Origin of the sequence: Collinsella sp. HCP3S3_E11 (assembly GCF_052067375.1) — a bacterium.
Classification (GTDB): domain Bacteria; phylum Actinomycetota; class Coriobacteriia; order Coriobacteriales; family Coriobacteriaceae; genus Collinsella.
Map to the genome: position 1 here is coordinate 11,494 of NZ_JBQHQI010000012.1, position 17,268 is coordinate 28,761.

The 17,268-nt window shown below is 59.8% G+C and carries 18 protein-coding genes; 5 read left to right on the top strand and 13 right to left on the bottom strand.

The window, feature by feature from the left end; genetic code table 11:
- Window position 1 precedes the first annotated feature (1 nt).
- The 3 genes from ACTM86_RS07175 to ACTM86_RS07185 form a co-directional block, all read right to left on the bottom strand.
- On the bottom strand, window positions 2-1,726 hold the full coding sequence (locus ACTM86_RS07175) for an ABC transporter ATP-binding protein (protein WP_441016636.1): 1,725 nt from the start codon (window positions 1,724-1,726) through the stop codon (window positions 2-4).
- The gene (locus ACTM86_RS07180; RefSeq protein WP_441016633.1) at window positions 1,726-2,214 is read right to left on the bottom strand and encodes a MarR family winged helix-turn-helix transcriptional regulator; all 489 of its coding nucleotides are present in this window, start codon (window positions 2,212-2,214) and stop codon (window positions 1,726-1,728) included. The genes ACTM86_RS07175 and ACTM86_RS07180 overlap by 1 nt, the downstream gene beginning before the upstream one ends.
- 181 nt (window positions 2,215-2,395) lie before the next feature.
- Entirely contained in the window at window positions 2,396-2,686 is a 291-nt protein-coding gene (locus ACTM86_RS07185; protein ID WP_154517819.1) for a CDP-alcohol phosphatidyltransferase, read from the bottom strand.
- 293 nt (window positions 2,687-2,979) lie between these two features.
- Here ACTM86_RS07185 and ACTM86_RS07190 point away from each other — a divergent pair, with 293 nt between their 5' ends.
- Window positions 2,980-3,501 carry a nitroreductase family protein gene (locus tag ACTM86_RS07190; RefSeq protein WP_441016630.1) on the top strand — a complete coding sequence of 174 codons (522 nt, stop codon included), beginning with the start codon at window positions 2,980-2,982 and terminating at the stop codon, window positions 3,499-3,501.
- 239 nt (window positions 3,502-3,740) lie between these two features.
- On the opposite strand, the gene ACTM86_RS07195 is transcribed toward ACTM86_RS07190, so the two are convergent.
- The 3 genes from ACTM86_RS07195 to ACTM86_RS07205 all read right to left on the bottom strand — a co-directional run bounded on the left by ACTM86_RS07195 (window position 3,741) and on the right by ACTM86_RS07205 (window position 6,918).
- Complete coding sequence (locus ACTM86_RS07195) at window positions 3,741-4,316, bottom strand: hypothetical protein (RefSeq protein WP_441036929.1); 576 nt, start codon at window positions 4,314-4,316, stop codon at window positions 3,741-3,743.
- Window positions 4,317-4,399: 83 nt separating this feature from the next.
- A complete protein-coding gene (locus tag ACTM86_RS07200) occupies window positions 4,400-5,617 on the bottom strand; it encodes a helix-turn-helix domain-containing protein (protein ID WP_441016624.1) in 1,218 nt (405 codons plus the stop codon).
- Between the two features lie 266 nt (window positions 5,618-5,883).
- The gene (locus tag ACTM86_RS07205; protein WP_441016621.1) at window positions 5,884-6,918 is read right to left on the bottom strand and encodes a YeiH family protein; all 1,035 of its coding nucleotides are present in this window, start codon (window positions 6,916-6,918) and stop codon (window positions 5,884-5,886) included.
- A 193-nt stretch (window positions 6,919-7,111) separates the two neighbouring features.
- Between ACTM86_RS07205 and ACTM86_RS07210 the strand changes: the two genes are divergently transcribed.
- Entirely contained in the window at window positions 7,112-7,813 is a 702-nt protein-coding gene (locus ACTM86_RS07210) for a GntR family transcriptional regulator (protein ID WP_441016618.1), read from the top strand.
- Between the two features lie 112 nt (window positions 7,814-7,925).
- Here the strand turns inward: ACTM86_RS07210 and glmS are convergent, their stop codons facing one another.
- Window positions 7,926-9,773 (bottom strand): glutamine--fructose-6-phosphate transaminase (isomerizing), encoded by a 1,848-nt coding sequence (gene glmS / locus ACTM86_RS07215; RefSeq protein WP_441016615.1) that lies wholly within the window; start codon window positions 9,771-9,773, stop codon window positions 7,926-7,928.
- A gap of 329 nt (window positions 9,774-10,102) precedes the next feature.
- Between glmS and ACTM86_RS07220 the strand changes: the two genes are divergently transcribed.
- Window positions 10,103-11,215: a LacI family DNA-binding transcriptional regulator gene (locus ACTM86_RS07220; RefSeq protein WP_441016612.1), complete on the top strand. Its 1,113-nt coding sequence runs from the start codon at window positions 10,103-10,105 to the stop codon at window positions 11,213-11,215.
- Window positions 11,216-11,328: 113 nt separating this feature from the next.
- On the opposite strand, the gene ACTM86_RS07225 is transcribed toward ACTM86_RS07220, so the two are convergent.
- Window positions 11,329-11,979 carry an HAD family hydrolase gene (locus ACTM86_RS07225; RefSeq protein WP_441016609.1) on the bottom strand — a complete coding sequence of 217 codons (651 nt, stop codon included), beginning with the start codon at window positions 11,977-11,979 and terminating at the stop codon, window positions 11,329-11,331.
- A gap of 173 nt (window positions 11,980-12,152) precedes the next feature.
- On the opposite strand from ACTM86_RS07225, the gene ACTM86_RS07230 reads away from it, so the two are divergent.
- Window positions 12,153-13,031, top strand: coding sequence for a hypothetical protein (locus tag ACTM86_RS07230; RefSeq protein WP_441016606.1), 879 nt, complete (start codon window positions 12,153-12,155; stop codon window positions 13,029-13,031).
- 95 nt (window positions 13,032-13,126) lie between these two features.
- The gene (locus ACTM86_RS07235; protein ID WP_441016603.1) at window positions 13,127-13,327 is read left to right on the top strand and encodes a hypothetical protein; all 201 of its coding nucleotides are present in this window, start codon (window positions 13,127-13,129) and stop codon (window positions 13,325-13,327) included.
- Here ACTM86_RS07235 and ACTM86_RS07240 read toward each other — a convergent pair.
- From ACTM86_RS07240 to fsa, 5 genes are all read right to left on the bottom strand, one after another.
- Window positions 13,324-13,974 (bottom strand): HAD family hydrolase, encoded by a 651-nt coding sequence (locus ACTM86_RS07240; RefSeq protein WP_427795280.1) that lies wholly within the window; start codon window positions 13,972-13,974, stop codon window positions 13,324-13,326. The two genes, ACTM86_RS07235 and ACTM86_RS07240, sit on opposite strands and share 4 nt — an antisense overlap.
- Window positions 13,975-14,218: 244 nt before the next feature.
- Window positions 14,219-14,671 (bottom strand): PTS sugar transporter subunit IIA, encoded by a 453-nt coding sequence (locus tag ACTM86_RS07245; protein ID WP_195503788.1) that lies wholly within the window; start codon window positions 14,669-14,671, stop codon window positions 14,219-14,221.
- Window positions 14,672-14,682: 11 nt separating this feature from the next.
- Entirely contained in the window at window positions 14,683-15,621 is a 939-nt protein-coding gene (locus tag ACTM86_RS07250) for a transketolase family protein (RefSeq protein ID WP_441016600.1), read from the bottom strand.
- On the bottom strand, window positions 15,621-16,451 hold the full coding sequence (locus ACTM86_RS07255) for a transketolase (RefSeq protein WP_441016597.1): 831 nt from the start codon (window positions 16,449-16,451) through the stop codon (window positions 15,621-15,623). Before ACTM86_RS07255 ends, ACTM86_RS07250 begins: the two co-directional genes overlap by 1 nt.
- Before the next feature lie 62 nt (window positions 16,452-16,513).
- On the bottom strand, window positions 16,514-17,197 hold the full coding sequence (fsa, locus tag ACTM86_RS07260; protein WP_117757862.1) for a fructose-6-phosphate aldolase: 684 nt from the start codon (window positions 17,195-17,197) through the stop codon (window positions 16,514-16,516).
- Between the last annotated feature and the right edge of the window lie 71 nt (window positions 17,198-17,268).

Consider the following 17,268-nt stretch of genomic DNA (forward strand, 5'->3'; position numbering starts at 1 on the left):
GCTACTCACCTCCCTTCATCTGCGATTCCGCGATGGCGCGGTACACCTCGCAGGTTTCCATAAGTTCCTCGTGCGCGCCCAGGCCCACGACCTCGCCATCCTTGAGCACGACAATCTGGTCGGCATGCAAAATCGTCGAGATGCGCTGCGCGATGATGAGCACCGCGGCGTCGCGCGTCTCGTCCTGCAGCGCATGGCGCAAGGCCGCATCGGTTTTAAAGTCCAGGGCCGAAAAGCTGTCATCGAAGATATACAGATCGGCATGCTTCATGAGCGCACGGGCGATTGCCAGACGCTGGCGCTGGCCGCCCGAAAAGTTCGTACCGCCCTGGGCAACCGGAGTATCGAGCCCCTGCGGCTGATCGAGCACAAAGGTGCTCTGGGCAACCTGCAGCGCATGAAGCATGTCCGCCTCGGTCGCGTCCTCGTTGCCAAAGCGCAGATTGCTTGCCACGGTGCCCGAGAACAGCCACGCCTTCTGCGGCACATAGGCGATGCGCCCGCGAATCTCATCTTGCGAAAGCTCGCGCAGATCGATGCCGTCCAGGCGAATGGCGCCCTTGGTGGCATCGTGGAAGCGCAGCAGAAGCTTTGCCACCGTCGACTTGCCCGAGCCCGTCGAGCCCACAATCGCGGTCGTCTGACCGCGACGACAGGCAAAGCTCAGGTCGCACAGGGTGTCCTCGTCGGCGTCGTCAAAGCGAAACGACATGTGGTCGAACACGGCAACAGCATCCGCATCGTCCTCGGAGGCAGGCGTCCCGTCACCCAGCGTACGCTCGCCGTCCACGATGCTTGGCTCAATCTCCAACACCTGCTGCGCACGGTTCAGGCACGCGGCAGCACGCGGAAGCGTCAGCACCACCATCTGGGCCATCATCACAAAGAACAGGATCAGAATTGCATACTCCAGCACCGCCGAGATACTCGCGATCTGCATGGCATGGGCGCCCACCCGGTTACCGCCCACCCACAGCACCGCTACCTCGGCGATGTTGATCAAAAAGAAGGTGGAGCTGTCAAGGCCCACAAACAGGTGGTTGACCTTGATGGCGTTGGCCGCGTAATCGCTGAACACCTCGTCCAGGCGCTGTTCCTCACGACGCTCCTTGTTAAACGCACGGATGACGCGCACGCCCACGATGTTCTCGCGCAGCACCACGTTCATGCGGTCGATAAAACCCTGCAGTCGCATAAAAATCGGCGCCGCATTGGCAACCGTAAAGACCGCCGCAACCAGCACGATTGCAACCACGACGCCCAGAAGCATGCCCATGGCCGGATCGATGAGCCAAGCGAAGATGATGCCCGCCACCGCCAGGAACGGCACCGGCAGCACCAGTTGAATCGTCTGAAGGACAGCCTGTTGAATCACGTTGATGTCGTTGAGTGAGCGCGTGATCATCGATCCGGTGCCAAAGCGCTCAAAATCGCTGGCAGACAGCTCGAGTGATTTGTCGTAGACGGCATTGCGGATGTCGCAGGCCACGTTAGCCGCCAGACGCGCCGAAAGATAGCAGCCCAGCACCGTGCCGCCGCTAGCCATGCTCGTCGCGATAAACATGTATAGGCCGTTGCATAAGATGTAGTCGACATCGCCCGTGGTAATACCGGTGTTGACCATGTTCGCTAGCATCGTGGGAACCAACAGCGTACCGACGTTATCCACCAGCAGCGCCAGCAGCGTCACTGCGACAAGCCCTCGATAGGGCTTCAAAAACCTCATTAATAGTCGCACGACTCACCCTCACCTTGATTCTCGGCAGCGATATGCTGCTTAAAGACATCGCACTCATCGCCGAGCGCATGGGAAAATTTTTCGATTAGGCGCATGATTTCGCGCTGTTCCCAGGGCTCGAGCACTTCGAAAGCCTGTTGCTCGGCTTCTTGCGCCGGCAGCGCATATTGCTCGGCAAACCGCATGCCCGCTTCGGTCAAACGCACAACCTTGTTCTTACGGCTGCCTTCGGCAAACTCCAACGTTGCGAAGCCCCGCGCCGTCAAGGTTTTAATTGCCGAGTTGATGGTCTGCTTGCTGTAGAACCATTCGCTTGTCAGACGGCTTACGGCAATACTGCCGCCTGCCGTGCTGGTATCGACGAGCATCCAGTAAGCGCAGTCCGAAAGGCCGCAGGCGCGCGAGAACTCCGAATAGATATGGTCGAGTCTATTGAGCAACCGGTCGAAGTCGACCGGCGTAACCGCACTATTCATCTATCCCACCATTCGATTGTCCGATTTTTGACCAATTTCGTGTCTCTAGATTAGTCCGAGCTTTGACTATCGTCAACAGGTTCTCCGCAAATGCCTGCACTTTTATGACCTATCGGCAGAAAAAGACCGCCGGCGCGGGGGCGGCGCCAGCGGTCACGTGAAATTCGGGTTTCATTGCCTGTTAAGCGGCGACAGCCTCGTAGACCGTAGCGCCCGAGAAGCTATCGTGCAGGCTTTTGCCGCAAATCCAAGGCAGCTCGACGACCTCGCAGAGCGTGTTGACCAGCTCGGAGCAGTCAGTAAAGTGGCCCTTATCGTTGAGGGCCTCGCAATCCTGAACACGCCAATAGCCATCGGTGTGCGTGATGTAGTACTCGTGATCGTCAATCGTCACAAAAGCGCGTGTCTTGGAACGCAGCAGCTTCAGAAATCCTTCGAAATCGGTCTCGACGACATCTCCAGCCTGGAACATGATAGTTACCTCCTGGCCCGGCGCCACCACGGCGCGTTGATAAACGTTGGTACTCCTTTAGTAAAACCTTTATCAGAGGTTATGCGTTCGTCATTTAGGCAAGTGGTAAAAACCGCAGGGCAGACGGGATAAAACGTTTAACCATCCCATTGGCTTGTCACATTTTGAAGGTACTTTTATGCAAACCTACTTACCCAATTGGAATCTATCCTGTTGCCGGGCACTTGACCGTCTATCGTTTGAGCCCGACGGGTATGAACGGGGCATCTGCAACGCCACCGCAAGGAGACACCATGGAGACTATCGAAGCACTCATTCACCGCCGCAGCTGCCGCAAATACAGCGATCGTCCCGTCGAGGCCGAAAAGCTTGCACGTATTATCGAAGCCGGCCAATATGCACCGAGCGGCATGGGCCGCCAGCCGGTGACGTTTGTCGCCGTCACCGACCCCGCGACCGTCGAGCGTCTCTCGCAGCTCAACGCCCAGGTCATGGGCAGCAACAGCGACCCCTTCTATGGCGCCAAGACCGTTGTGGTGGTGCTGGTTGACCGCAGCGTGCCCACACATCTGGAAGACGGCTCGCTCGCCATGGGCAACTTGCTCAACGCCGCCTATGCACTGGGTGTCGATTCGTGCTGGATTCACCGCGCGCATGAGGTCTTTGACTCGCCCGAGGGCCTGGAGCTGCTGGCCAGCTGGGGCCTGCCCGCCGACGGCAGCCTGCGCGGTGTCGGTAACTGCATTCTGGGCTATGCCGAGGACACGCTACCCGAGGCAAAGCCGCGCCGCGACAACGTGGTGTATGTTAGGTAATTTGTTCCGCCGTTCTACCGAACGGCGGACCGCTTGACGCTACGCGGGCCGCATTCACGCCAATCTGACGTTCATTTTCGAGGGCGCGACCAGAAGGTCAGCGCCCTCTCATTTCACGTCACCTTGGCGCAAATGCGGCCCGCTCGCTGTTGGCGACTGACATCGAATGAGCTGCTGCTGGCATTCGACACTTGGGCAGCTAAAAGGCCCCGTCCCAAATTTGCTACCCCACTAGCAACTTATCTTGCCGATGGATTTGTCGTCGTTTCATTCGTTCGAGTCGCTTTGGCGCCATCGCCCTGTTCGCCCTCGTCCTTTTGCGCATCGGCGATGGTGGAGGCCGCCGCAACGATACCGCGCTGGGGCGCGACGCCCGTCTGGGTCTGAACGCCCTCGACAACTTCTGTGCCTGCATGCGCGAGCTCGGGCGACTTAAACATTGCGTCCAGATTGGCCCCGCCGCCGGCGTAACCGAGCGCCGCGAGCGCGATGACAATCACCGCGACAACGACCGCGATCGGAACATAGCGATGCCAGCCTGCGGGATTGAGGCCGCTACGGCGAGCAGCGCCACGGCTAATGTAGCCGAGCGTTCCGTCGTGCTTGAGCTTTGACCCCACCACACGCTTACGGCCCCACAGCGATGATTCGGCCTGCATGGCCAAGCGAGCGCTTGCCGAAGGATAACCATATTTAGTGCGTTTGAACGAGCCGTCGAACCCCGAGGCGCTTTTGCCCCACGTCCGTGAAGTCGTGCGACGGTTGACCGGCGCCGCGGGCTTTCGAACCCGATTTGTTTTTGAAGTCTCCGCCATACTCCCCGCACGCCGTAACACATTCGAAACAATACTGCTTTGGACTGTATCACACGCGCCGCGCGCGGTCACGGGCGCCTCGCTTAACGGTCGTCGTCCTTCAGCAGGCGCCACAGGGTCGTACGGCTTATGCCTAGCACTTCGGCAGCTCGGGTCCTGTTGCCGTGAAGGTGACCTACGACCAGCCGCGCGATATCGCGCTCGGTATCGGCCAGTGGGCGCAAGATATACAGATCGCTATCGAGCGTCGGGGCACCAAAGGTCGCGGTCTTGATAACGTCCTCCTGGGCGAGCACCTCCTCCGCCACCGTCCGCTCGGCTGTACCCGTCCTCACTAATATATAAAGTCGTTCCGAAACCTCACGAAGCTGTAGATAGTTACGGGGCCATCGATAGGCATCGAGTGTCTTTGCCGCCCCGGACGACAAGGCGGGTGTTGCCGTCTCAAACATATCTGCCAGATACTCCAGATAGCGCGCAACCTTTTCCGACGCGCCGCCCTGCTCGGCAATCGCCGGCGCCACACTCACTGCACAGGCCAGACGCTCGGTTACAAAAGCAGCCTGATCGCTTTCGCCGCCGCCTGGCATGTCGTTTGCCGTCAACACCACATGGCAACGAGTTGCGAGCGCCGTGTCGATCATTGCGGACACGAGCTCGCGCAGGCGTTGGGGGCCAACGGCATGCCAGCCGCCCATGCAAAGTGTCAGCCCCGTTTGGAATAGCGGCGATTCGGAACTTTTGAGCAGATGGCGCCAACCGCGATCCGTAAGCTCATCGAGCGCAACGGACACAAAGGGCTGATCGGCATAGGGTCCATCCAGGTACAGGCGTTTTGCAATCTGATCCTGTCCCGCGCCCAGCTCGCCCTCGAGCATAAGGGGCACTCCGCGCGCATAGCTCTCCCGTACGGGGGCAGCGACCGCTGCCGCGTCTTCGACGATGCCGTACGCGCTCGATTCGTAGCGGGCCTCAACTTCGTCGGCGTTGAGCCACTCGATGCCCGCATGCGCCGCGGCGGCGCGCACCTCGCGGACCACGATGACCCAAAGGCCCCCGCCCGCTTTGTCGGTGGGGCGAACGGTCAGGCTCAGGCGCGTACCCGCACGCCCCATAACCAGACGCGCGCCGTCTCCTATGCGGTCGAGGCGCTCAGCGACAAAAGCCGCCACATCCCGCTCAAGCGCCGCGTCATTCATGGTCGAGATCGCGACGTCCCCACGCGCATCGATTGCCAATGCCGAGGCCCCGGCAGCAGCTAGGGCATCGGTCAAGATCTTCAGCTTGGCATCGCTATCCATGATTTGCCCCTGTCTGCGGCGACGTGCAACCGCCGACGGTCGCACGACCGAGTGTTTCAAAATTGAACGATATTGCTCGCCAAACACTATAGGGCAGAAAGCGCCGTCCTGCGAGTATAGGTGTTGCCCCGCATCGCCATCCTGGCGGGGCGATAAGAGCTCTTCGGGATCTATTAACCTGCGGACAAGCCATACCCGCAAGAGCTCCTATCGCTCCACCGCGAGGATGCGGCCACCAGCAACCAGCACGTAAATGGGCTACTTCTCTACCAGATTCCCAGCACGTGCTGCATTCCCAAACCCATGCACGCAATGCCAATCCAGCAGCAAAAGCCCAATGCGATGGGCTTGCCGCCTTTTTTGACCAGCTCGACGATATCGGTATTAAAGCCAATAGCCGCCATGGCCATCACGATAAAGAACTTCGACAGCTCCTTGATGGGCGCCGTAACGGACGCGGGAAGCTGAAACACTGTGGTGACCACACTCGCCAGCACAAAGAACAGCACAAACATGGGAAACGCGCGCTTAAGGGAGAACGTGCTTTTGGCGTCGCCGCCGGCCTTGCGCGCCAGATGCATCTGCCAGCATGCGAGGACCAACGTGATGGGAATAATGGCCAGCGTCCTGGTGAGCTTGACTACCGTAGCGCTCTCGAGCACATTGGCGCCGGGATGCATACTGTCCCAGGCGCTCGCCGCAGCCGTTACAGACGAGGTGTCGTTGATAGCGGTACCGGCAAACAGGCCAAAGCCCTCGTTGGTCAGCCCAAGCATGCCTCCAAGCGTTGGAAACACGAGCGCCGCGATAACGTTAAACAGGAAGATGACCGAAATAGCCTGGGCAATCTCGCGATCGTCGGCATCGATGACGGGCGCGGTCGCGGCGATGGCGGAACCGCCGCAAATCGACGAACCCACACCCACAAGCGTCGCGATCTTGCCCGGCACGTTCATAACGCGGCAGAGCACAAAGGCGATGATGAGCGAGGTCAAGATCGTAGCCACGATAATCGGCAACGACTGGGCGCCTTTGGACAGAATCTGCGAGAGGTTCATGCCAAAGCCAAGCAGGATAACCGCGTACTGCAAGACTTTTTTAGACGTATAGGTGACGCCGGCGGCGAGCTGTTCTCGACGATTCTTGGGAAAGGCGAGCGCCAGAACCATACCAAAGAGGATGGCAAATACCGGCCCACCGACCACCTCAATCTGTTTGCCGAGCAACGACGCAGGGATGGCGATGATCAGGCAGAACAAGACGCCCTTCCAGCGCTCGCGTACGATATTTACCAGTTGCATACGGGATTCCTTCTTTCTATTTCACGTTTGCGACGGCTTATGATACGGCAACATTGAGCACAGCCATACGCAAAAACAGACTAAAATGCCGCAATAGTTCTCGGGCAACAACCGAATTACCCAGCGCGGAGAGCTGATTCGCGGCATAATTAACAACTGACATATGAGTGTGATAGAACAGTTGCGAGGCACTATGGAAGAATCGATGCACGTCGGCGAGCAGGAAACGAGCCTACAGGACCAGTCCTACCACACCATTCGACGCAAAATAGTCTACCTGGACTACAAGCCGGGCGAAAAGTTGGGCGTCAAGCAGCTTTGTGACGACCTAGATATGGGGCGCACCCCTGTGCGCGAGGCACTGGTGCGTCTGGCGCAAGAGGGCCTAGTGCGCACCGTGCCCCAAAGCGGCACCTATGTCTCGCCCATCAACCTCACCCTTGCCGAGAGTGCCTGCTACATTCGCGAACACCTGGAAAAGCAGGTGATTGTGGAGTGCTGCGCCCGTGCCACCTCGGTAGCCATCGAGCAGCTCGACCGAGCCATCGCGCTGCAGGAAAAAGCCATGGCCGAAGAGGACCGCATCGGCTTCTTTTTAAGCGACAACCTCATGCACCGCATGATCTTTAGCATCGCGTGCCGCAGCACCGTGTGGTCGTGGCTCGAGGCGACCAATGCCGACCTGGAGCGCTTCCGCTGGCTGCGCGCCGCTACGCAGGCGCTCGACAATCAGGAGATTGTTAACGAGCACAAGCAAATCCGCCGCGCCATCGCCGGTCGCGATCCTATCGAGGCAAGCTTTTTGGTCAGCAAGCACCTGCATATGATGTTCCGCAACCAGACCGAAGTCCTGGACCAATATCCCGAGTACTTCGAGACCAGCAAGCTCCGCTAACCTGCCAAAAAGGGACAGGTTTATTTTGGCAGGTTTTATCTGGGCAGATGCAACAAGGCCCGGCTCCGCCGCAACGGAGCCGGGCCTTAGTTGTTAGGACGTAGGAACTCGATTACTCTACTGTGACACTCTTGGCCAGGTTGCGGGGCTGGTCAACGTCGCAACCGCGCAGGATGGCAACCTCGCGGGCGAGCAGCTGCAGCGGAACGCTCGCCGTGATGGGGCTGAATACGTCACGGACGGACGGCACGCGAATGACGCAGTCGGCGATCTTGTTGATTTCCTCGTCGCCCTCGGTAGCAACGACGATGACCTTGGCGCCGCGCGCCTTGCACTCCATGAGGTTCGACACCGTCTTGTCGTATGTTGCGCTCTTGGTTGCAACCGCGATAACGGGGAAACCCGGGTCGATCAGCGCGATAGGGCCGTGCTTCATCTCGCCGGCAGCATATGCCTCGGCATGCAGGTAGCTGACCTCCTTGAGCTTGAGCGCGCCCTCGTAGGAAATGGCGGCGCCCATGCCGCGACCCACGAACAATGCAGACTGCGCGTCCTTGCAGACAAGCGCGGCCTCGTGCACGGCCTCGGTCTGCGTATCCAGAATCCACTGGATCTGCTCGGCCGTATCGGAAAGCTCGCGGAACAGCATGCGCGCCTGCTTGGTGGTCAGACGGTACTTAACCTGCGCCAGCAGCAGGGCCAAAAGCGTAAGGCTCACGACCTGACCGATGAAGCTCTTGGTCGAGGCAACTGCAATCTCCTTGTTAGCCTTGGTGTAGATAACGCCGTCGCTCTCGCGCGCCACCGGGCTGCCCAGCACGTTGGTGATGCCAAAGACCTTGGCGCCCTTGATGCGCGCATCGCGAATGGCGGCAAGGGTGTCAGCCGTCTCGCCCGACTGGGACACGGCCACGACAAGCGTCGTCGGCGTGATGATGGGGTTGCGATAGCGGAACTCGCTTGCCGCCTCGACCTCGGTAGGAATACGAGCCCAACCCTCAATAAGGTTCTTGGCGATAAGTCCGGCATGGTAGCTGGTGCCGCAGGCAATCACATACACGCGGTCGATATCGTTGAGCTCCTCGAGCGAAAGGCCCAGCTCGTCGATATCGAGCTCACCGGCGGGGGTCATGCGGCCCACCAGGGTATCACGCACGACGCGAGGCTGCTCATGGATCTCCTTAAGCATAAAGTCGGGATAACCGCCCTTTTCGGCCATATCCAGGTCCCAGTCGATATGGGTAAGCTTGGGCTCAATCACGTTGCCAGCCTCGTCGGTATACTCGACGCCTGCGGGCGTAAGCTTGGCAAACTGACCGTCTTCGAGCACCACGACATCGCGGGTGGCATCGATAAGCGCGATCACGTCGGAGGCAACGTAGGAGCCGGTTTCGCCGACACCGACCACAATCGGGGAGTCCTTGCGGGCCACGGCGATCACGCCGGGCTCATCGGCAGAAACGGCGGCCAAACCATAGGCGCCCACCACGTGGGTGCAGGCCTCGCGCACAGAAGCCATCAGGTCGTGCGTCTCGGCATAGGCCTCTTCGATCAAGTGCGCAAAGACCTCGGTGTCGGTCTCGCTCTTAAAGTGATGGCCGCGGCCCTCCAGCTCCTCACGCAGCTCGGCGAAGTTCTCGATGATGCCGTTGTGGACGATGGCGATGCGACCGTCGCAGCTGGTGTGGGGATGGGCGTTGACAACGGAGGGCTTGCCGTGGGTAGCCCAGCGGGTGTGGCCGATGCCGCAGGTGGCGTCACTGTCGACATTGGTAAGTTCGCTCTCCAGGCCCGCGACCTTGCCCACGCGGCGAATGACGTCGAGGTGAGCCGCCGTGCCCTCGCCCACCTCGAGTGCGACGCCCGAGGAGTCATAGCCGCGATATTCCATACGCTTAAGGCCCGTGACAAGGATGTTCTTTGCAATATCAGAGCCGGTGTAGCCGACAATTCCGCACATAGGATAAATCCCTTCGCTCGCGTGACTGTAAAACGTCCACGCACAAGGGGCGCTGAGACGTATAACGTTCGAGTATTGTACTCACGCAAGCGCAAGCTGATATACCAGAAGTGGTATCTCAACTTAGATACCACCCGATGCACACACGTTCAGCCGGTCCAAACCACCACAAAGGTGCCTGTCCCCTTCGTGGTGGTCGCGTTGGCAATAGCGTTTCCCCAGATAAAACCTGCCAAAATAAACCTGTCCCTAATTGGCAGGTTTTGACACCCTAGGGGCGGGCGATGCTACAATCTGGCTTGTACTTGAAACGCATCAAAGGGGCCGCTATGGCAAAGGTAAAAATCAGCGACGTTGCGCGCGAGGCAGGGGTCTCGCTGGGCACGGTTTCCAACGCGCTCAACCATCCCGAAAAGCTGCGCCCCGAGACCCTCAAAATCATCAACGAGACCATCAATCGCCTTGGCTACCTGCCCAACCAAAGCGCCCGCCAGCTCGCAGGAGGCACCACCAAGTCCTTTGGCCTGGTCCTCCCCCGTCTCGACCACGGCTTCTCGCTCCAAATTGCCAGCGGCGCCCATAACGAGGCCCGCAAGCACGGTTACGACCTGCTCATCGCCAACGCCGATAACGACGATATTCTCGAAGACCATTACCTGCGCTACTTTATGGGCACGCAGATGTCCGGCGTCATGGTTCAGCCCATGGCATCCCCCGATTGGCACCCCGCCATGACCAAGATGCCCGTGCCGATTGTCCATTTGGACATCCACTGTTCCGAGCCTGGTTACTACGTGGCCGCCGACAACGAGGCACAAGGGCGCATTATCGCCGAGCTCGCCATTGCCCGCGGCGCACGCCATATCACCGTTGTGGGCAGAGCGGCATTTATGCAGCTCACCCTGCGCGTGCTTGGCATTCACAAGGCCCTCGCCCTTCATCCCGATATCAAAATTGAGGTCATTGACGCCGGAGAATGGAATACCGCTGCCGACGGTTACGGCATCGGCGCCCAGATTGCCGAGCGCTCTGCTGACGAGCGTCCCGATTTCGTCATCGGCCTAACCGACGTATTGGCCTCGGGTGTTATCTCGGCGTTGATCGACAAAGGCATCTCCGTCCCCAAGCAAGTTCGCGTGGCCGGCTGCGACGGCAACCCGCTTGCATGGAGCGGGTCGGTCCCTCTCACCACCGTAGCACCGCCGGGTTACGAAATTGGCCGCAAGGGCGTGCAGCTGCTCGTGGAGCAAATCGAGAACAAGGCGCCGACAAAAACCAAACGCGTCCGTATCGGCTCCGCCGCACGCACCGTCACCGAGGTCACAGCCGCCGAGGACATCAACCGTCAGGAACTCGTGCGGCCGTTCCTCTTAGAGCGCGCCAGTACCCAGGCGAGCAGCCAAGCCGAAGCCACCGCCATCAACCTGGGCGCGTATCTATAGCACGTCGACCAGTATGCCAAAACGCAGCTTAAGCATAAGAGGCCCGGCCATTGCCGGACCCCTTATGCTTAAGCGTAAATGTGGGCAATTGCCCGTTTCAACGCCGCAGCTGTCTAGCGCACGGCCTTGACCGCCGCCGTAAGGTCGAACAGCGTATCGAGCACGGCCTCGCAGCCATCCACCACATTCTGCGGCAGCGGCACAATGTCGGGGACGGCAAAGACATGGCAGCCGGCCGTGATGCCAGAGACGCAGCCGTTGCGCGAATCCTCGACCACGGCGCATTCCTCGGGGGCAAAGCCCGCGCGCTCGCAAGCAAGCAGATACATCTCGGGGTCGGGCTTGCCGTGCACGACGTCCTCGCCGCAGGTCACCGTCTCAAACTTGTCAAAAAGACCGACCATCTTAAGGTTGCGCTCGGCCGTAACGAGGCGCGACGACGTCGCTAGACCCACGTGATAGCCCGCCGCCAGCAGCTCGCCTATGCACTCGGCGGCGCCGGCCTTAAGCTCCAAATCGGTCTTGACCATCTCGTCGCGAATCTCCTTGTGGCGATGATAGATCGCCTCGGTGGTTTCATGGCTGCCGTAATGCTTATCAAGGATGTCCATGACATCGGGCAGCGTGCGGCCGATAAACTGATGGATCAGCGCATCATCAATCGCGAGCCCCAGCTCGGCGGCGCCTGCCTTCCAGGCCTTAATCCCCAAACGCTCGGTATCGACCAACGTTCCGTCCATGTCAAAAATAACAGCCTTGATCATATCGATCCCCCATCGACTCTCACTGTCGCATTGCCGCAACTCTACCGTATTTGACAATTTGTATATAACGTATATATCATATTGCACTTTCGTTACATAGATAGAAGTCTTATGACAAGCAGCCCAGTAGGATTATAGTTTTCGACCGAGCACTCAACGGTAAGGATCTTTTCATGCTTTCAGACACTACCGCACCTGCAAAGGAGCTTCAGGACAAACTCGCAGCGCTCGAGCAGCTGCTATTGGCATACGGACGCGTCGCCATCGGCTTTTCCGGTGGCGTCGACAGCAGCTTTTTGGCCGCGGTCTGCGCCCGCATCATGCCTGCCAGCACGCTTCTCGTTCACCTCACCACGCCGCTCATCGGCACGCCCGAACAGACCTCGTTTGAGCGATCCGTTGACAGGCAAACCAATGAGGGGCCGCATTTTAAGCTCCCCGTGCTCAATCTTTCGGTCGATCAGCTGCAGCTCCCCCAAGTAGCCTGCAACGACGCCAACCGTTGCTACCACTGCAAGCACGCCGGCTTTACCGCCATCTTCAACCACGCTAAGTCGCTCGGCTTTCCCATCGTCATCGATGGCAGCAATGCAAGCGATCGCGGTGACTACCGTCCCGGCATGCGCGCTGCCAAAGAGCTCGGCGTACGCTCCCCTCTTATGGAGGTCGGCTTTACCAAGGACGAAGAGCGCGAGCTGCTGCGCGCATGGGGCTATCCCGTTTGGAGCCTGCCGGCGGGAGCCTGTCTTGCCACGCGCGTCCCCACGGGCGAGAAACTTACGCGCGAAAAGGTCGATTTAATCCGCGCCTGCGAGGACTACCTGCACGATCTTGGTCTGTCGCAGGTTCGCGCGCGCTTGGTCGGCGGCTGCATGCATATCGAAGCCGTTCCCGCAGATATCACCAAGATTGCCGCTCTCGGCGGTGCTACCGTCAATGCCGAGGGCAAGACCCCGCTGCCCGCCGCCATCGAGTCCGCGCTGCGCGAGCTGGGCTGCGCCCACATCTCCCCCGAGGTCACCCCCTACATCCACGGCAACATGAACCAGTAACCTACCAAAAAGGGACAGGTTTATTTTGGCAGGTTTTATCTTGGGAAACGCGAAGAGTGCCACGCCAAATCACCGTTACGGACAGGGAGGCATTCATGCAGCTCGCCCTGCGCATACTTGGCATCCACAAGGCCCTCGCCCTGTATCCCGATATCAAAATTGAGATCATTGACGCCGGAGAGCGGAATGCCGCAGCCGACGGCCACGGCATCGGCGCCCAGATCGCCGAGCGCGCCGGCACCCAGGCAAGCGGCCACTCCGAAGCCACCGTCATCGATCTCGGCGCATACCTTTAGCGCACGGCCTTGACCGCCGCCGTCAGGTCGAACAGCGTATCGAGCACGGCCTCGCAGCCATCCACCACATTCTGCGGCAGCGGCACAATGTCGGGGACGGCAAAGACATGGCAGCCGGCCGTAATACCCGAGACGCAGCCGTTGCGCGAATCCTCGACCACAGCGCATTCCTCGGGGGCAAAGCCCGCGCGCTCGCAGGCAAGCAGATACATCTCGGGGTCGGGCTTGCCGTGCACGACGTCCTCGCCGCAGGTCACCGTCTCAAACTTGTCAAAGAGGCCGACCGTCTTAAGATTGCGCTCGGCCGCGACGCGGCGTGACGACGTCGCAAGGCCCACGTGATAGCCCGCAGCCAGCAGCTCGTCGAGGCACTCGGCGGCGCCGGCCTTAAGCTCCAGGTCGGTCTTGGCCATCTCGCTGTGTAGCTCAATGTTGCGGGCAAAAATCGCGTCGGCGGTTTCGCCCTTGCCGTAATGCGCCTCAAGGATGTCCTTAACATCGGCATTCGAACGGCCGATAAACTGATGGATTAACGCATCATCAATCGCGATCCCCAGCTCGGCCGCGCCCACCTTCCATGCCCTCATGTCCAAACGCTCGGTATCGATCAGCGTTCCATCCATGTCAAAAATAACAGCCTTGATCATATCGACCCCTTCATCGGCTTGCGTTACCGCAAATCTGCTGCGCGTTATAAGCTTGTATATAACGTATATATCATATTGTACTTTTATTACATAGACAGAAGCTTTATGACGCAGCCTACCAAAAAGGGACAGGTTTATTTTGGCAGGTTTTATCTGGGGAAACGCAAACAGGGCCGCGACACCTCTATGGCGTCGCGGCCCTTTTCCTTGGAAAAGGATCGATTGATTGAACGGGATGACCGTTCTAGTCTTCGAGTCCGCTATTGATGAGCTCCGCAATCTCAACGGGATCGGTGCTCGCGCGCACCTTGTCACGGAAGCCGGCGTCCATCAGCATCACGGCAGCCTTGGAGAGCAGACGCAGGTGCGTGGTTCCAGCCTCGCCGGCGGGCACGTACAGCGCGAGCGCAACATCGACGGGCACCCCATCGAAGCTCGGCCATTCAACGGGCTCGGCCAGTTTAAGCACGGCAACGCCCGGCGTGTGGATCGCGTCGCTTTTGGCATGCGGAACGGCAAAACCGGCGACAAGGCCGGTCTCGGCCTCGTTCTCGCGAGCAATAAAGGCAGCCTCTACGGCAGATGCGTCATCGGCAAAACCGAGCTCGATGGCCTGCTCGGACAAATAATGCAGGGCGTCCTCGCGCGAGGCGGCGGTATACCCGATCGTCACTTGGTTGGCAGATACAAATCCCATGGAAACCTTCCTTACAACACAGACCTGACCGCAGCTTCGATACCGTCGGCGTCCAAACCGTACTCGTGCAGCAAATCGACCGCAGGGCCGGACTCGCCATACATATCGCGCACGCCGACACGTCGCATCGGCACCGGATGCTGTTCCGCGAGTACCGAGGCCACGGCCTCGCCAAGACCGCCGATAATCGAGTGCTCCTCGGCAGTGACCACGCGACCGGTCTTCTTGGCGCTGGCAACTACCAGGCGCTCATCAAGCGGCTTGATCGTGTGCATGTTGATAACCTCGGCATCGATACCATCGACAGCGAGCGCCTCGGCAGCTTCAAGCGCCTCGGCAACCATGAGGCCACAAGCGATGATGGTCACATCGGACCCCTCGCGCACGACCACGCCGCGACCAATCTTGAACTCATAGTCCTCGCGATCGTTGATGACCGGTGTTGCCAGGCGGCCGAAACGCATGTAGACCGGTCCCTCAAACTCATAGGCGGCGCGCACGCAAGCGCGAGCCTCGATGTCATCGGCGGGAACGATCACCGTCATACCCGGGATCGTGCGCATGAGCGCGATGTCCTCGCAGCACTGATGCGTGGCGCCGTCTTCACCGACCGAAATGCCCGCATGCGTGGCGCCGATTTTGACGTTGAGGTGCGGATAGCCGATGGAATTACGCACTTGCTCGTACGCGCGGCCGGCGGCGAACATGGCAAAGGTGCTTGCAAAAGCGACGTGGCCCGTGGTTGCAATGCCGGCGGCAAGCCCCATCAAGTTGCTCTCGGCAATGCCGGCGTCGTAGAAGCGCTCAGGGTGCGCAGCCTTAAACTTACCGGTCTGCGTGGCGGCGGCCAGGTCGGCATCGAGAACCACAAAGTCATCGTGCTCATTGCCCAGCTCGACAAGTGCCTCGCCATAGCTAACGCGCGTGGCGACTTTCTTGACGTCTGCCATTAGAGCTCCTCCCCTGCTGCTGCGAGCTCGGCCATGGCCTGCTCAAACTGTTCATCGTTGGGTGCCTTGCCGTGCCATCCCACCTGGTTTTCCATAAAGGAAACGCCCTTGCCCTTCACCGTCTCGGCGATAATGGCCACAGGCGAGGCACTCACTTTGCGGGCCTCGGCAAAGGCCGCGGCAATCTGCGCCATGTCGTTACCGACGGCGAGCTCAATCACATGCCACTTAAAGGCGCGGAACTTGTCGGCAAGCGGCATAGCCGAGTTAACTTCGTCGATACTGCCGTCAATTTGCAGGCCATTGTGATCGACGATAGCGACGAGGTTATCCAGGTCGTGGTTGCCGGCGAACATGGCCGCCTCCCACACCTGCCCCTCCTCGCACTCGCCGTCGCCCAACAGCGTGTAGACGCGGTAGCTGTCACCCCAGTGCTTTGCAGCGAGTGCCATTCCAACCGCGGCGGAGACACCCTGACCGAGCGATCCGGTAGACATGTCAACGCCCGGCGTGTCATTCATATTGGGATGGCCCTGCAGGCGGCTGCCGATATGACGGAGCGTCTCGAGCTCCTCCTTGGGAAAGAACCCGCGCTCGGCGAGCACGGCATAGAGTGCCGGAGCGCAATGGCCCTTGGAGAGCACAAAGCGGTCGCGGTCGGCGCGGCTCGGATTCGCCGGGTCGACATCCATTTCCTCAAAGTAGAGGTAGGTCATAATGTCGGCGGCGCCAAGCGACCCGCCCGGATGCCCCGACTTGGCGGCGTGGACACCCGTGACAATACCGCGGCGAACCTCATTGGCAATCTTGGCCAGTTCCTGATCGGTCATGGAGTTTCCTCTCTTGAGCACGCCGGCCCGGCATAACAAATGCTGGGCCGGCAGAACCATCGTTACTGTGCCTCGACGACCTTTTTCCAGTCGGCCTCGAACGAGGCAAGGCCCTGGTCGGTCAGCGGGTGATGCAGGCATTTCTTAAGAGCGGCCATGGGGACGGTCGCAATATCGGCACCGAGTAGCGCCGCCTGGGTCACGTGATTGGGCGTGCGGACGGATGCGGTGATGATCTCGACGGTGTCGTCGACGTTCTTACCGGTCCAGTCATAGTTCTTGATGCAGGTCACAACGTTGTCGAGCTGCGAGATACCGTCCTCGGCTATGTCATCGAAGCGTCCCACAAACGGGCTGATGTAGCGGGCGCCGGCGTTGGCGGCCATCAAGGCCTGCGTCGGCGAGAAGACGAGCGTCATGTTGACGCGCACGCCCGCATCGGCCAGCGCGCGGCAGGCGGCGAGGCCGGCCTCGCAGACGGGGAGCTTGACCACAATGTTGGGAGCCAGGGCGGCAAGACGCTTGCCCTCCTCGATCATGCCCTCGGCGGTAGTCGCGGTGGACTCGGCAGACACGGGAAGACCCTCGCAGAGCTCGGCAATCTTGAGCATATGGGGCTCAAAGTCGGCGAGCTTACCGCCGGTCTTGGCGTACAGGGACGGATTGGTGGTGACGCCGGCAAGGCAGCCCCAGCTCTTGGCCTCGGCGATCTCGTCAAGGTTGGCGGTATCGATAAAGAACTTCATGGTACAAACTCCTTCGAATGAATAGCTAGCAATCTAAGGACAACGGCTCAATCACTGGTCGAACCAACGTC